The organism is Pseudomonas sp. 2024-210, from assembly GCF_045062345.1.
Classification (GTDB): domain Bacteria; phylum Pseudomonadota; class Gammaproteobacteria; order Pseudomonadales; family Pseudomonadaceae; genus Aquipseudomonas.
On the sequence record NZ_JBJGEJ010000008.1, the window covers coordinates 222,475 to 237,079 of the forward strand.

Here is a 14,605-nt window from a genome sequence, read left to right on the forward strand (position 1 = left end):
TTCAAACGAACGACCAATGAGCTCTTTAGCTAAACAAGAATAATTCCTATTTCTGGGTATTTCTCCCGCAGCATGATTACACTGACGCGGTAGTGCAGCCTTACTGCTTGGCCACTTCGGCCGCAGCCGGGTGCTTAGGTTTGATCAAACTGAAGTCAATCAAGGCCTTTTGCGGACGCTGGTAAGGGTTACCAATCAATTGTGGCCGAGCGATAAATTGTTCGCTGACCAGACTCTTCTTGTCGTCCAGCTCATCTGCGCTCAGACCCGCCAGGTCAGTCCAGGTGTGAATGAATTGCGAGCTGCTGTAAGGGCGGCTCAGATCTTGGGCGAAGTTCCAGGCATGGTCTTCACGCCATTTGGGTGAAGCCCAGACCATAAACGGAATGGTATACATCGGCGCTGTGGGTTTTGATTCGTTACGACCCAACGTTTTATGACCCACCGAGTCAAAGACGTCTTCGCCGTGGTCGGACAGATACAGCAGAAAGCCATTCGGGTCGGTTTTTGCAAAGTCCTTGATCAGGCTTGATACAACAAAGTCGTTATACAAAACAGCGTTGTCGTAGCTGTTATAGGTAGGGACCTGATCATCGGTCAGCCCGGCGGGTACGCCTGTTCGATCGGTGAACCTGTCAAAGGTCGGCGGGTAGCGATACTGGTAGCTCATGTGAGTGCCGAGTAGGTGAATCACGATCAATTTACGTGGGGCGGAGTCGGCTAGAATCTTGTTAAACGGCTCAATCACGTCGCCATCGTACTGGCGTGCATTCTGGTTACGATTGTTGTTCAGGTAAACCTGTTCGTCTGCCTGTTCCGAGAACGTAGTGAGCATGGTGTTGCGCTTGGTCATGGTTTGCTGGTTGGTCACCCAGAAGGTTTTGTAGCCGGCCTGTTTCATGACACTGACCAGTGACGGGGTACTGAGGTAAAGGTCAGGATTGTCTTCGTCAGCAAAGGTGAGCACTTGCTGCAGCGCTTCGATGGTGTAGGGGCGCGGCGTTACAACGTTGTCGAAAATAGCCAGTTGGTCACGCAATTGGTCGAGATTGGGCGTGGTTTTGCGTGGGTAACCATAGAGGCTCATGCGCTGGCGGTTAGTGGACTCGCCAATGACCAGCACTAAAGTCGCGGGTTTGCCGACTTCGCTGTCCTTGAGATGGGTCAAGGGGGGGATTTTGCTGGCGCTGGCGAGCATGCCTTGCATGTTGTCCAGTTGTTCCAGATAACGGCGATAAGCGACGACCATCTGCCACGGCACTGCGGGTTCTACACGACTTTCAAAGCTTTCCATAGCGGCGGCCATAGTGTCGTGTCTGATTGATTGTTTAATGATCGGGTAACCGACGATTGCGACCAGTAGGGTGGTAGCAACCGCCCAGGCTTGCGGACGGGGCATATAGACCGGGCGCAGGCGGGTCCACAAAAAGATTGCAAAAGCGGTGTGCGCAAGAAATGCCAGCACCATCCACCACGCGAAGTACTGCGTCATGTACTCGCCCGCTTCAGAGACGTTCGATTCGAACATGATGAAGATGACGCTCTGCGAGAACTCTTGCTGATAAATGAAGAAGTAACCGAGGCTGGCCATGGAGCATGCCCACAGCACGACGCCAATAACGGCGGCCATCAGGCGTGTGTACTTGGGGAAGATCAGCATCGGGGCCAGCCAGATAGCACTCATGATGAATGCTTGGCGAAAACCTGAAAACCCTGATGTGCCTGTCAGTTGGATAAGCAGTTGGGTGATGCCGGAAAAATACCAGAAGAACAGAAACAGCCAGCCTAACCCGGCCCAATCGAAACCTTTCGCAGAGGTGTGACTGCGTTTGAACATCCCCATACAGCGCTCCAGCTGATAACAACTTGAATTGTTAATGCCGAATAGCCCGGCACAACACATGAGGGCCGCTTCGATCTTGAGCAGCCGCAACGTGTTTCAGTATTGCCAAAGCCATGTGAAAACTTTGTAGAGAGATGACGCCAAAGAGGAGCGGGCCGCACCTGGGCGCAGTCGATAAGGTCTTTAACGCAAAGGCGTAAAACCTGGCTGAGCGATGAGTAACTGCTGGCGCAGTTGTTCGACCTGAAGTTGCAGTTGCGCTCGCTCGTCTTTGAGCTGGCGCAGTTCGTCGCGGCGGATCGTGACATAAAGCGTTTGTGCAGGTCGTGCAGACAATACGGTGTTCATGATTCTCTAAGCCCTTGGTGTCTTCATCGAGTACCCGAACGACCCATTCAGGGTCGTGGATCACTGTCAGCGCTAATTCTGATTTCTTTTTCCTCAGAAGGGAACTTTTAAATTTTTTGCTGTCTCTGCACGTTCGTTCGTCTTTTGGACGCATTGAATCGCGAATCTGAGTGGCTGCTTGTGCGAAACTACGCACCATGCGCTAGGACTAATCCAAGCCGGGCACCTTAAGCAATGCTGCAGTAAGGTGCTGCACACCTATTTATTTGTCGTTGGGAGCAACAGTACATGCAGTTGGGAATTATTGGATTGGGCCGTATGGGCGGTAACATCGCGCGGCGTCTGATGCTCAATGGGCATACAACCGTGGTTTTTGACCGCAATACCGACTTCGTCAACACGCTGGAAAAGGAAGGCGCAACCGCTGTTGCCGACCTGCAGGCGATGGTCGACGGCCTGTCCAAACCGCGTGCAGTGTGGGTGATGCTACCTTCAGGTGCACCGACCGAAGACACCATTGAGGCGTTGAGCCAGATGCTCGACGCGGATGACATCATCATCGATGGCGGTAACACGTTTTACAAAGACGACATTCGTCGTGCTCAGTCGTTGTCTGCAAAAGGCATTCAGTACGTCGATGTAGGCACCTCCGGTGGCGTATGGGGCCTGGAACGCGGTTACTGCATGATGATCGGCGGTGACACTGAGGTGGTTAAACACCTGGACCCATTGTTCGCTGCGCTGGCGCCGGGCATGGGCGATATTCCGCGTACCAAAGACCGGACATCTGACGATGACCGCGCCGAGCGTGGCTACATCCATGCAGGGCCGGCAGGCGCAGGTCATTTCGTGAAAATGGTGCACAACGGTATCGAGTACGGCTTGATGCAGGCGTATGCCGAAGGCTTCAACCTGATGAAAATGAAGGGCGGTGAAAACCTGCCTGAAGATCAGCGCTTTGACCTCAACCTGGGTGATATCGCCGAGGTATGGCGTCGTGGCAGTGTCGTGTCCTCCTGGCTGCTCGATCTGACCGCCGATGCTCTGGCCACTGACGAAGCATTGGATGGCTACTCGGGTGCTGTAGCAGACAGCGGTGAAGGCCGTTGGACGATTGAAGCTGCGATGGAGCAATCGACACCGGTGCCTGTGCTGTCGCAAGCCTTGTTTGCCCGCTACAGTTCACGTCAGCAAAGCCTCTATGGCGACAAAATGCTGTCAGCTATGCGCTTTGGTTTCGGTGGCCACGTGGAGACGTCTAAAAAATGATTGATCAGTCCAGCAAGTCCGATCCCCTCCCTGCGCCCCCCACGACACTGTTTCTGTTCGGTGCGCACGGCGATTTGGTAAAGCGCCTGCTAATGCCAGCGCTGTACAACTTGAGTCGGGACGGTTTGCTGGACGAAGGTCTGCGCATTGTGGGCGTTGACCACAATGCAATCAGTGATGAAGGCTTCGCCAAAAAGCTGGAGGACTTCATTCGCAATGAAGCCTCCAGTAAAGTGGATCACCCTGAAGGCCAAGGTTTAAACCCCGAGTTATGGGCTTCGCTGGCGAAAAACATCAGCTATGTTCAGGGCGATTTTCTGGATGACAGCACTTATAAAGCGCTGGAACAGAAAATAAACGCCAGTGGCACCGGCAATGCGGTGTTTTACCTGGCCACTGCTCCGCGCTTTTTCAGTGAGGTCGTGCAGCGGCTTGGCGCCAGCGGATTGCTCAACGAAAACCCGAACGGGTTTCGCCGGGTAGTCATTGAAAAACCTTTTGGCTCGGATCTAGAGTCGGCTCAAGCATTGAACGCTTGCTTGCTGACCGTGATGAGCGAGAAGCAGATCTATCGAATTGACCATTATCTGGGCAAGGAAACAGTCCAGAACATCTTGGTCAGTCGCTTCTCCAACGGGCTTTTCGAAGCTTTCTGGAACAATCATTACATTGACCATGTGCAGATTACGGCGGCAGAAACCGTCGGTGTCGAGACACGTGGCAGTTTTTACGAGCATACCGGCGCTTTGCGCGACATGCTGCCCAACCATCTGTTTCAGTTACTGGCGATGGTGGCGATGGAGCCGCCAGCCGCCTTTGGCGCGGATGCGGTGCGCGGTGAAAAGGCCAAGGTGATTGGCGCCATTCGACCGTGGTCAAAAGAAGACGCGCTTAAAAACTCGGTGCGTGGGCAGTACACCGCGGGTGAGTTGGGCGGCAAGCCGGTTGCGGGTTATCGCGAAGAAAATAACGTGGCTCCCGACAGTACGACCGAGACTTATGTTGCACTCAAGGTGATGATCGATAACTGGCGCTGGGTCGGTGTGCCGTTTTACCTGCGCACCGGCAAACGCATGAGTGCCCGCGATACCGAAATCGCCATTTGCTTCAAGCCCGCACCTTACGCGCAGTTTCGTGATACCGAAGTCGAACGAATAAAGCCCAACTACTTGCGTATCCAGATTCAACCCAACGAAGGGATGTGGTTTGACCTGCAAGCTAAACGCCCGGGTCCAGGTCTGAAGATGGCCGATATCGAACTGGGTTTTGCTTATAAGGACTTCTTTGAAGCGCAGCCGTCCACGGGTTACGAGACATTGATTTACGACTGCCTGACCGGTGATCAGACCTTGTTCCAGCGCGCTGACAACATCGAAAACGGTTGGCGCGGCGTTCAGCCTTTTCTGGATGCCTGGCGTGAACACACCGAAGTACACCCGTACAGGGCTGGCGAGGATGGCCCTCAGGCGGCCAAGGATCTGCTTGCCCGTGATGGCCGCGTGTGGCTGAAAATAGGATGAAAGACGTGAAGAAAGACGCTATCGAGTTGGTGTTGTGTGACATGGATGGCACGCTGCTTTTGCCTGACCACACGCTCAGCCCGCGAAATATTGAAGCAGTCAAATCACTTCAATCCGCCGGCATTTACTTCACGCTGGCGTCGGGACGACCTCCCAGGGCCATGCGCGAAATCATCAGTCAGTTAGACATTAAACTGCCCGTCGCGGGGTTCAATGGCGGATTGCTGGTCAACGCCCAAGGCGAGTATTTGCAATCCCATCATGTCCACCCGGATGCCGTACGTAAAACCCTGGATTTTCTGGCTGAGCACAAGGTAGAAGTCTGGCTGTTCGTGGATGACCAATGGCTGTTGCGTGACCCACACGGCGAAATGGTGGCACATGAGCAACAGGGGTTGGGCTATGCGCCGCAAGTAGTGGAGAGCTTCGAGCCCTATCTGCATCAGGTGCACAAGATTGTTGCAACCTGCAGTGATGCTCCGCTATTGATGGACCTTGATCAGCGTTTGCAGCCCTTGTTGGATGGGTTGGCAGTGGCCAGCCGCTCACAGGCGCGCTATCTCGATATCACTGCACTTGAAGCCAATAAGGGCAACGCACTGGTGACGCTTGCCAAGTTTTTGAACGTGCCGTTAGCGCACACGGCTGCGATTGGTGATGGTGGCAATGATCCTGCCATGTTTCAGCGTGCCGGACTTTCGATAGCTATGGGCCAGGCTCCTGCGGAGGTTCGGGCACAGGCGCATGTGGTGACCGGCAGTAACCTTGAGGATGGCGTTGCACAGGCCATCGCGCGTTTTATTCTCTAGTTTTGGCGTAATCGCGGCCTGCTTGAGCCCCGCAGTGCTTGTTATAGTCCGCGTTTAATTGACCGACTGCAGCACTCCCTAAAGGATTCAGGTTATGTCCGATTACCAGGCTTTCCAGGTTGAGTTGAAGGGCAATATTGCCCATGTACAGATCAATCGTCCTGAAAAGATCAATGCGATGAATGCGGCATTCTGGACCGAAATCGTTGAGATTTTTCAGTGGGTCGATGAGACTGACGCCGTGCGAGTGGTGGTGCTCAGCGGCGCGGGCAAACACTTTTCGGCTGGTATCGATCTGATGTTGCTGGCCTCTGTCGCCAATGAAATGGGCAAAGATGTGGGCCGTAACGCGCGCTTGCTGCGACGCAAGATCCTGCGTATGCAAGCGTCTTTTAACGCTGTTGATCGTTGCCAAAAGCCCGTACTGGCGGCTATTCAGGGGTATTGCCTGGGCGGTGCCATTGACTTGATCGCTTCCTGCGACATGCGGTATGCCGCTGAAGATGCCCAATTCTCGATCAAGGAAATTGACATGGGGATGGCGGCAGATGTCGGCACGCTGCAACGCCTGCCGCGAATTATTGGCGACGGAATAGTGCGTGAGCTGGCTTATACCGGGCGGATGGTCGCAGCGGATGAAGCCCGTGCCATAGGTCTGGTCAACCGGGTTTTCGCGGATAAACAGACTTTGCTGGACGGGGTTATGGCGATTGCACAAGACATTGCCGCAAAATCACCGATTGCTATCGCCGGCACCAAGCAGATGATCAGCTATATGCGCGATCACGGTGTTGACGATGGTCTGGAGTACGTGGCGACATGGAACGCGGCCATGCTCCAGTCCAGTGACCTGCGCTTGGCGATGACGGCGCACATGACCAAGCAAAAGCCCGAATTTCTGGATTAAAGTTTTTTCACCCACCAAGGATCCTTTAATGACACCGCGTTGGACCACGGCAGTACTGGATACGAAGCAACCTGGCGGCTTGGCAGTGGTGCGCGGCCCCGATGGTTTTTTGCTGGACGATAACGGGCCGCTGTTTTCTCGTGATTGGCTCAAGTGTCAGGCGTTGCCCGTATTGGCAGAGCACGGTATCGGGTATCTGGACGGCGAAGCTGTGTACCTGTTGGAGCTGGACAATCAGGCGCAAGTTGAGGGGTGTCGTTGGCAGGGTTTGCGGGCATTTATGCTTGAAGGTGACCACACCCTGTATAAGGTTTTGGGCTACGCAGCGCAGATTGGCACGTGGTCGCGTGAACACCGGTTCTGTGGCAGTTGCGGCGAGCCAATGACTCAGGTTCCACTGGAGCGTGCCATGTACTGCGCGGCATGCGACTTACGCAGTTATCCGCGAATTTCGCCCAGTATGATTGTGCTCATTACACGGGGCGATGAAGTATTACTGGCGCGCTCGCCACGCTTTGTGCCGGGCGTGTATAGCACCTTGGCGGGATTTGCCGAACCGGGCGAGTCTGCGGAGGAATGTCTTGTTCGCGAAGTGCGTGAGGAAGTGCAGTTGGAGGTCAAAAATATCCAGTATGTAGGCAGTCAGTGCTGGCCTTTCCCGCACTCAATGATGCTGGGGTTTCATGCTGAATATGCAGGCGGCGAAATCGTACCTCAAGTCGATGAGATAGAGGATGCACAATGGTTCAATGTGCATCACTTGCCGCCGTTGCCCGCGTCGCGCTCAATAGCTCGTTATCTCATCGACTTATATGTGGCGCGCCGCTTAGGCCATGCCGAACCAGTGCTGCCAGGCTAACCGCACGGTCAAACCCAATACGACGGTGATAAATACCGGACGAATGAATTTGGCGCCGCCACTGATCGCGCTGCGGGCGCCAAAAAAAGCGCCGACCATGACGGCAAAGCCCATGGTCAGGCCTATCACCCAGTCCACATGCCCCGCGATGACAAACACAGTCAGTGCTGCAATGTTGCTGACGAAGTTCATGCTGCGGGCGACTCCGCTGGCCTTCACCAGATCAATCGGGTACATCAGCATGCTGCTGACAGTCCAGAATGCCCCCGTTCCCGGGCCTGCCACGCCATCATAAAAGCCCAAGGTGAAGCCTTGAGGCAGTTGCCATTTCTTTTTGATTGGCGCGTCGTTATCGATCGGGGTTTTGGGTGTGCCTCCAAACAGCAGATACAGCCCACAGCCGAAGACAATCACTGGCAACATTTTATTGAGCCATTCGGCGGGCATGTAATGGGCGACAACCGCACCCATCAAAGCGCCTGCCAGCGTCCCGAAAATAGCCAGTTTCCACTCTCTAGGGTGGAACAGTTTGCGTCGGTAAAACGTCAGGCTGGCGGTGGCGGCACCGAACGTCGAGCTGAGCTTGTTAGTACCCAGTACCAGATGGGGCGGCAGGCCGGCAGTGAGCAGGGCGGGTGTGGTGAGCAAGCCTCCGCCTCCGGCAATGGCATCGATAAAACCGGCAACGAAAGCAACGGCGGCCAGAATGGCGAGGGTGGTCACATCTACGCTGAGTTCAAATGGCATGGTATCGGCTTAATTCGGCGGGACGTACAGCGCTGATGCGCAGGAAGGACGCATCTTACCGATAACTCAGAGCAGCGGCGATAGACCTTGTAACTCGTTTTACTATCTGCCGCTGTGGATGTGACCTAACTAAATAGCCGGACAGGCGAGCGTGTCGGCCCGTCGTGTATTCACTGAAAGCGCTCCAAGCTTGATCAGGCGTGTGCGTGTGACATTGCGGCTCAAGCCGAGCAGTTTTGCCGTGTGCACTTGATTGAAGTGGCAGAACTCATAGGCGGCACGCAGCAGGCTGTCCTCCACTGTTTCGTGGAGGGCGCCGGGCTCTTCTTCAAAGAGCTGGTGGAAGGCGCGTTGCAGTAAACGCTGAGTGGTATCCGGGCTATTGTTCGGCAATATTGCAGGCTCTGACCGTCTGCCGCGTGACTGCGACAAGCGCAGATCCTGCGCGGTGACAGTCGGATTGCGGCACAGAAGTAAACTGTGGTGTATGACGTTTTCCAGCTCACGGATATTGCCTTGCCAAGGGTGTTCCATGAGCACATCTTCGGCGCACAAGCTCAGCGTCTTGGGGCCATGCTGTAAACGTTGGCGATAAGTTTGGAGAAAGTGTCTGGCCAGCGGCAGGATATCCCCCGGCCGTTCACGCAATGGCCGTAACACCAAACTGACAACATTCAGTCGGTAATAGAGGTCTTCACGAAAGTGTCCCGCATCAATGGCCTGCTCCAGATTGACGTTGGTAGCGGCCAGCACACGCACATTGATCGGTGTGCTTTTGCGTGATCCCAATCTAACCACTTCTTGCTCTTGCAGGACGCGCAACAGTTTCACCTGAATGGGCAGGGGCAAGTCACCAATTTCATCCAAAAACAGCGTTCCGCCATCGGCCTCTTCAAACCATCCGGCTTTGGCTGCCAACGCCCCGGTAAATGCCCCTTTTTCATGGCCAAACAGCTCTGCTTCGACAAGCGATTCGGAGAAGGCGCCGCAGTTGACGGCTACAAATGGCTGCTGATTCCTGTTGCTCAGTTGGTGGATGTGTCGTGCAACCAGCTCTTTGCCGGTGCCAGTTTCTCCAATGATCAACACGCTCGCATCACTGGGGGCAATTTGCTGCAAATGGGTGAGTAATGCTTTCGAAGACGGGTCTTCGAACACTTGGGCGGTGGCCCTGATAGACGTTGCGAGGGCTGGCGTTGCAGGTAAAGTCAAAAGCTGCATTGACAGCTCCTTTTTGCAGAGGCTCTGCCCACAGAAGCAAAGCTGGAGACAGCTTTATAAAGTTATTTGGTTATTCCGTAAACTAACGTAATTCCATATTTATATATCCTTATGGTATATCGGACTTGCGCATGGGCGGGTAAAGGCGCTTTATAAGGAGGGATCATTTTAACGTTTGGAATTTCGGGATAATTCCTACGGTTTTTCTCAAGTCAGTCTCTTTATTCCTCTCGCTCAATCGGTTATTGCTAATGGCCGCTTCTAAAGTGGCTTCATTTCTCTGAAATCAAACACTGTCTGATTCCGGAACGCGCTCAGTAGGTTTGTAAAATGAACAAACGACCTCTTTATTTCGATTACGCCGCCACCACACCAGTGGACGCCCGTGTCATTCAGGTGATGGTTGAGTGTCTGGGTTTTGATGGCAATTTCGGTAACCCAGCCTCTGGCTCCCATGTGTTTGGCCAGCAGGCCCGTCACACGGTTGAGCAGGCTCGAGAGCAGGTGGCTGAACTGATTAACGCCCAGCCCGAGCACATTATCTGGACCTCGGGGGCCACAGAATCCAACAACCTGGCATTGAAAGGTGTCGCGCAAGCGAGCGGAAAAGTGCGCGGGCACATCATTACCAGTCAAATTGAGCACAAAGCCGTACTGGATACCGCGCGCTTCCTTGAGCAGTCCGGCTTTGACGTCACGTACCTGTTACCGGACAGCAATGGCCTTGTCAGTGCTCGTCAGGTCACTGAGGCCTTGCGTGAAGATACGCTGCTGGTGTCTCTGATGCTGGTCAATAACGAGTTGGGCACTGTTAATGACATTCCTGCCATCGGTCTGCGAGTGCGTGAACACGGTGCGCTATTCCATGTTGATGCCGCCCAGGGCGCAGGCAAGACCGCTATCGATCTGGAGGCGTGGGCGGTCGACTTGATGTCGTTTTCGGGCCACAAGGTTTACGGGCCTAAGGGTATTGGTGCTTTATATGTGGGGCCGCGAGCACAAGCTCGTTTGCAGGCGCAAATACATGGAGGCGGGCATGAGTTCGGCCTTCGCTCCGGTACGCTGGCGACACACCAGATTGCCGGCATGGGGGCCGCATTCGCGCTGGCCCGCGAGTCATTTACTGAAGAGCTGGCTCATATCAGCAGTTTGCGTGAGCGTTTGTTGGAGCAGTTAGCCGATATTCCGGGAGTGCGGTGTAACGGTTGCCCGACACACAGGATTGCGCACACCTTGAGCCTGACGTTCAGCGAGGGGCACTTCAATAGCTCAGCATTGAGTAGGGTTATGGCTTACTCGGCGACTTCTGCATGTAACTCGGCCAGCAAAGCACCGTCCCACGTGTTGCTTGCGCTAGGACTTGATGCTGAAAACGCTTCGCGGACCATTCGCTTGAGCTTGGGGCGTTTCACTCGCGAACAGGACATTGATGCCGCTGTTCAGGCCATCAAGACGGCGGTGGCTGCGCCTGCACCTTTTTGGGCGGTTGCTCAGTCCTGACGGCTGATCCATTATCCGGAACGAATAATAAATAGCCGTGTTGAGCAGGAGACAGTATGAGTTCCCAGTCGTTGAATCCGGGATTGGTGTTAGAGCGTTTAGCGCGTACTCGTGAGTTGATGAGCCGCCATGCAATTCAGGCGCTGCTAGTGCCGTCGGCTGACCCCCATCTTTCGGAATACTTGCCTGCTTATTGGCAGGGTCGGCAATGGTTGTCAGGTTTTTTTGGTTCAGTGGGTACATTAATTGTAACCCCGACCTTTGCCGGACTGTGGGCAGACAGTCGTTACTGGGAGCAAGCGACAAAAGAACTTGCCGGTAGCACCATTGAGCTGGTCAAGCTACAGCCGGGCCAGCCAGGGCCTCTGGAATGGCTGGCCGAGCAAGCACCTGAAGGCGCAGTCGTAGCGGTTGATGGTGCAGTGCTTGCTTTAGCTTCAGCACGAACCTTGGAAAGCAAGCTTAAGGAGCGCGGAGCATTGTTGCGAACCGACCTTGATCTGCTGAATGAGGTGTGGGAAGACCGACCTGCGCTGCCGGTCAAACCGGTCTATGAGCACTTGCCACCGCAGGCAACAATCGGCCGTGAAGATAAGCTGGCGCAACTACGCAAAACACTTGTTGAGCGTAAGGCTGATGCGCATTTTATCGCCACCCTCGATGACATCGCATGGTTGTTTAACCTGCGAGGTTCAGATGTTTCATTCAATCCGGTGTTTGTGTCGTTTGCATTGATTGAAGCAGATAAAGCCACGATCTTTGTGGACGGACGAAAAGTCAGCAGTGCTTTGCAGCAGCGCCTTGAGGTGCAGGGTGTGGTGCTGCGCGAATACAGTGAAGTAGGTGCCGCATTGGCAGCACTGCTTCCGGCTACTCGTCTATTGATAGATCCCGCACGCGTTACCTGCGGGCTATTGAGTCATCTGCACAGTGAAGTGACGCTGGTAGAGGGTTTGAATCCAACAACCTTGGCCAAGTCTCGAAAAAGTCTTGATGATGCGCAGCATATCCGTCACGCCATGGAGCAAGACGGCGCCGCGCTTTGTGAGTTTTTTGCCTGGCTGGAAAGCGCCCTTGGCCGTGAACGCATTACCGAATTGACTATTGATGAGCGACTGACTGCTGCCCGTGCGAAGCGACCGGGTTTTGTGTCTTTGAGTTTTAATACTATCGCTGCTTTTAATGCTAATGGCGCAATGCCTCACTATCACGCTACCGAGCAAGAGCATGCGGTGATTGAGGGAGACGGCCTGCTGCTTATCGACTCGGGTGGTCAATACCTGGGGGGTACAACCGATATCACACGTATGGTGCCTGTTGGCGTTCCTACGGCTGAGCAGAAGCGCGACTGCACAAGGGTACTCAAAGGCGTCATTGCTTTGTCCAGGGCTCACTTCCCCAAAGGTATTTTGTCGCCTTTGCTGGACTCAATCGCAAGAGCACCGATTTGGGCAGACAGCGTCGATTACGGGCACGGAACAGGGCATGGTGTCGGGTACTTTTTGAATGTGCATGAAGGGCCCCAGGTCATTGCCTATCAGGCTGCCCCTGCACCGCAAACAGCGATGCAAGTGGGGATGATCACTTCAATTGAGCCGGGAACCTATCGTCCAGGGCGCTGGGGAGTGCGAATCGAAAATCTGGTGTTGAACCGTGAGGCGGATACGTCAGAGTTTGGGGCTTTTCTGCGGTTTGAAACCCTGACGCTGTGCCCGATCGATACGCGCTGTCTCGAGCCGTCGCAGCTTGCAGTTGAAGAGCTGAAGTGGCTGGATACTTACCACGCTCAAGTGCGTGAGCGTTTGAGCCCTTTGCTTGAGGGCGCTGCTCTTCAATGGCTGCGGGCCAGAACCGAACCACTTTTAACCCTGGAATGATGCTGCACTGCCGCGCATAAGTCAGGTCAATGGCGCGGCAGTTCTTTTGAGTCCACTACTTACAAAGAACGATCATGCTCCGGCTGGTATAACCGGCCGGGTTCAAACCAAAAGGATAGTCCCCCGGTTCTTCGGAGCTGTCGCCAGATTTGGCAATGACCCGGTAGCCTTTTTTGCCGCATGACTTTTCGGCTTCGGCGTAGCATTTATTCCACGATGAGGACAATCCAGAGCAATTGATATGCAGGCCTCGTTTACCGTGCTTAACGGAAGTTTCGGAGGTTGCAGCACAGCCGGTGAAAACAAGTACGGCTAAAGCTATCAAAATTTGTTTCATTTCTGTCCTTAAGCGTATGCGCCGGATTCTTGGGTATCGACCATCCATCCATGGTTTTGGGTGAATGTCCTTATGCCGTTCCTGAGCTCTCTCATGTGCAACTCTTATAACGCACCAACATCGCTTAAATGAGAGTTAATTGCCAGAACTGTGTCAAATAGATGGCGAGCTGTCAGTAACGACAGGTTTTGAATGATTGCGCATCGACAAGGTCGCGCCGACCGAAGCCATGATGATGCAAGAAATAGCTATCCATTGCGTGAACGTTAAAACTTCATGCAAAAACAAAAGACCTGAAAGTGCACCAAAAGCCGGCTCGATACTCATCAGGGTGCCGAACGTACGTGCAGGCATGCGTGTGAGAGCGATCATTTCGAGCGTGTAAGGCAGGGCGGTGGACAATACGGCTACAGCAATAGCTATGGGAATCAAGGCTGGGGTTAATAGAGCAGCGCCCGCGTGAGCAATTCCGATAGGGGCGATAAAAAGAGCAGCAATCATTACGCCTAAAGCGGCAGTTTGAACCCCGTTATCAGCGCCTGCCTTCTGTCCATAGAGGATGTAAAAAGCCCAGCACACGCCTGCCCCTAAGGCATATCCCGCACCGATCAGGTCAATGCCGTGACTGCTTGCGCCCATCGGGATAAGCAGCAAAAGTCCAGTGATTGCCAAACCGATCCAAAGGAAGTCGATAGGTCTACGGGATGCGTAAATAGCCACTGCTAAAGGGCCAGTGAATTCCAAGGCTACGGCAATGCCAAGTGGAACGGTGCGCAGTGACATATAGAAGAGAAAATTCATCCCCCCCAAAGCAATCCCGTAAACGATAACGGTCTTAAGTGACTGAGCTGTGAGCCTGGCTCTCCAGGGCCGCAGTATCATCAGCATGATGACGCTGGCAAAAAGCAGCCGCAGTGTCGTTGTGCCTTGTGCTCCGATAATGGGGAACATGCTTTTTGCAAGTGATGCCCCTGATTGTATGGAGGCCATGGCAATGAGAAGTAAGCCAACAGGCAGTAGGGAAGAGGCAAGACTTTGCTGCTGTGGTTGCTTTGTCATTACGCAGGGTGCCTAAACGATAGGGGGCTTGAAGCAGGCCATCATGCTTAACTTGGCAAGTGTGTGCAATATACTGCGCAACAAATGTAATTCCTCTATATAAAGCAGGTCTTTTACTCACAGTTTTGATTAATGCTTGACCCGGATTTTTAACGGCCTATAATTCGCCCCACTTCCGGCGTAGTCGAAACGGAAAACTCCTTGATATTCAATGAGTTGTACGGTTTTCGGCGGTGTCAGCTTCAAGTCATCGAAGCAGGAAATGAGGTGTTGACAGCAGCGTGTAACGCTGTAGAATTCGCCTCCCGC

At 53.9% G+C, this 14,605-nt stretch carries 13 protein-coding genes and 1 pseudogene; 7 read left to right on the top strand and 7 right to left on the bottom strand.

Annotated elements, in window-relative coordinates; all coding sequences use genetic code 11:
- Positions 1-100: 100 nt before the first annotated feature.
- Both ACI7MX_RS14070 and ACI7MX_RS14075 read right to left on the bottom strand, forming a co-directional pair.
- Positions 101-1,843 (bottom strand): phosphoethanolamine transferase CptA, encoded by a 1,743-nt coding sequence (locus tag ACI7MX_RS14070; RefSeq protein ID WP_405588882.1) that lies wholly within the window; start codon positions 1,841-1,843, stop codon positions 101-103.
- Positions 1,844-2,026: 183 nt separating this feature from the next.
- Positions 2,027-2,191, bottom strand: a complete 165-nt coding sequence (locus ACI7MX_RS14075; protein ID WP_314489264.1) for a DUF6026 family protein — start codon at positions 2,189-2,191, stop codon at positions 2,027-2,029.
- 288 nt (positions 2,192-2,479) lie between these two features.
- On the opposite strand from ACI7MX_RS14075, the gene gnd reads away from it, so the two are divergent.
- From gnd to nudC, 5 genes are all read left to right on the top strand, one after another.
- Entirely contained in the window at positions 2,480-3,460 is a 981-nt protein-coding gene (gene gnd, locus ACI7MX_RS14080; RefSeq protein WP_405588879.1) for a phosphogluconate dehydrogenase (NAD(+)-dependent, decarboxylating), read from the top strand.
- Entirely contained in the window at positions 3,457-4,980 is a 1,524-nt protein-coding gene (gene zwf, locus ACI7MX_RS14085; protein WP_405588876.1) for a glucose-6-phosphate dehydrogenase, read from the top strand. The genes gnd and zwf overlap by 4 nt, the downstream gene beginning before the upstream one ends.
- Positions 4,977-5,789: an HAD family hydrolase gene (locus tag ACI7MX_RS14090; protein ID WP_405588874.1), complete on the top strand. Its 813-nt coding sequence runs from the start codon at positions 4,977-4,979 to the stop codon at positions 5,787-5,789. Before zwf ends, ACI7MX_RS14090 begins: the two co-directional genes overlap by 4 nt.
- 94 nt (positions 5,790-5,883) lie before the next feature.
- A complete protein-coding gene (locus ACI7MX_RS14095) occupies positions 5,884-6,696 on the top strand; it encodes a crotonase/enoyl-CoA hydratase family protein (RefSeq protein ID WP_405588871.1) in 813 nt (270 codons plus the stop codon).
- Between the two features lie 28 nt (positions 6,697-6,724).
- Positions 6,725-7,555: an NAD(+) diphosphatase gene (gene nudC, locus ACI7MX_RS14100; RefSeq protein ID WP_314489279.1), complete on the top strand. Its 831-nt coding sequence runs from the start codon at positions 6,725-6,727 to the stop codon at positions 7,553-7,555.
- Here nudC and ACI7MX_RS14105 read toward each other — a convergent pair.
- Complete coding sequence (locus ACI7MX_RS14105) at positions 7,523-8,302, bottom strand: TSUP family transporter (protein ID WP_314489283.1); 780 nt, start codon at positions 8,300-8,302, stop codon at positions 7,523-7,525. The genes nudC and ACI7MX_RS14105 overlap by 33 nt on opposite strands.
- A gap of 129 nt (positions 8,303-8,431) precedes the next feature.
- The gene (locus ACI7MX_RS14110) at positions 8,432-9,523 is read right to left on the bottom strand and encodes a sigma-54 dependent transcriptional regulator (protein ID WP_314489286.1); all 1,092 of its coding nucleotides are present in this window, start codon (positions 9,521-9,523) and stop codon (positions 8,432-8,434) included.
- A gap of 330 nt (positions 9,524-9,853) precedes the next feature.
- On the opposite strand from ACI7MX_RS14110, the gene ACI7MX_RS14115 reads away from it, so the two are divergent.
- Positions 9,854-11,023 (top strand): cysteine desulfurase family protein, encoded by a 1,170-nt coding sequence (locus ACI7MX_RS14115; protein ID WP_405588866.1) that lies wholly within the window; start codon positions 9,854-9,856, stop codon positions 11,021-11,023.
- A 56-nt stretch (positions 11,024-11,079) separates the two neighbouring features.
- Entirely contained in the window at positions 11,080-12,900 is a 1,821-nt protein-coding gene (locus ACI7MX_RS14120; RefSeq protein WP_405588863.1) for an aminopeptidase P family protein, read from the top strand.
- A 55-nt stretch (positions 12,901-12,955) separates the two neighbouring features.
- On the opposite strand, the gene ACI7MX_RS14125 is transcribed toward ACI7MX_RS14120, so the two are convergent.
- The 3 genes and pseudogenes from ACI7MX_RS14125 to ACI7MX_RS14135 form a co-directional block, all read right to left on the bottom strand.
- Entirely contained in the window at positions 12,956-13,237 is a 282-nt protein-coding gene (locus tag ACI7MX_RS14125; RefSeq protein ID WP_314489295.1) for a hypothetical protein, read from the bottom strand.
- 153 nt (positions 13,238-13,390) lie between these two features.
- Positions 13,391-14,296, bottom strand: a complete 906-nt coding sequence (rhtA, locus tag ACI7MX_RS14130) for a threonine/homoserine exporter RhtA (RefSeq protein WP_314489297.1) — start codon at positions 14,294-14,296, stop codon at positions 13,391-13,393.
- A gap of 129 nt (positions 14,297-14,425) precedes the next feature.
- Positions 14,426-14,605: pseudogene (locus tag ACI7MX_RS14135) on the bottom strand (hypothetical protein); the annotation flags it as partial.

What these genes read in the sequence shown, in the direction of transcription:
- ACI7MX_RS14115 (WP_405588866.1), top strand. Translation starts at nt 9,854, where the DNA reads ATGAACAAACGACCTCTTTATTTCGATTACGCCGCCACCACACCAGTG.
- ACI7MX_RS14105 (WP_314489283.1), bottom strand. Translation starts at nt 8,302, where the DNA reads ATGCCATTTGAACTCAGCGTAGATGTGACCACCCTCGCCATTCTGGCC.
- ACI7MX_RS14110 (WP_314489286.1), bottom strand. Translation starts at nt 9,523, where the DNA reads ATGCAGCTTTTGACTTTACCTGCAACGCCAGCCCTCGCAACGTCTATC.
- ACI7MX_RS14125 (WP_314489295.1), bottom strand. Translation starts at nt 13,237, where the DNA reads ATGAAACAAATTTTGATAGCTTTAGCCGTACTTGTTTTCACCGGCTGT.
- ACI7MX_RS14095 (WP_405588871.1), top strand. Translation starts at nt 5,884, where the DNA reads ATGTCCGATTACCAGGCTTTCCAGGTTGAGTTGAAGGGCAATATTGCC.
- ACI7MX_RS14090 (WP_405588874.1), top strand. Translation starts at nt 4,977, where the DNA reads ATGAAAGACGTGAAGAAAGACGCTATCGAGTTGGTGTTGTGTGACATG.
- rhtA (WP_314489297.1), bottom strand. Translation starts at nt 14,296, where the DNA reads ATGACAAAGCAACCACAGCAGCAAAGTCTTGCCTCTTCCCTACTGCCT.
- ACI7MX_RS14075 (WP_314489264.1), bottom strand. Translation starts at nt 2,191, where the DNA reads ATGAACACCGTATTGTCTGCACGACCTGCACAAACGCTTTATGTCACG.
- nudC (WP_314489279.1), top strand. Translation starts at nt 6,725, where the DNA reads ATGACACCGCGTTGGACCACGGCAGTACTGGATACGAAGCAACCTGGC.
- ACI7MX_RS14120 (WP_405588863.1), top strand. Translation starts at nt 11,080, where the DNA reads ATGAGTTCCCAGTCGTTGAATCCGGGATTGGTGTTAGAGCGTTTAGCG.
- ACI7MX_RS14070 (WP_405588882.1), bottom strand. Translation starts at nt 1,843, where the DNA reads ATGGGGATGTTCAAACGCAGTCACACCTCTGCGAAAGGTTTCGATTGG.
- zwf (WP_405588876.1), top strand. Translation starts at nt 3,457, where the DNA reads ATGATTGATCAGTCCAGCAAGTCCGATCCCCTCCCTGCGCCCCCCACG.
- gnd (WP_405588879.1), top strand. Translation starts at nt 2,480, where the DNA reads ATGCAGTTGGGAATTATTGGATTGGGCCGTATGGGCGGTAACATCGCG.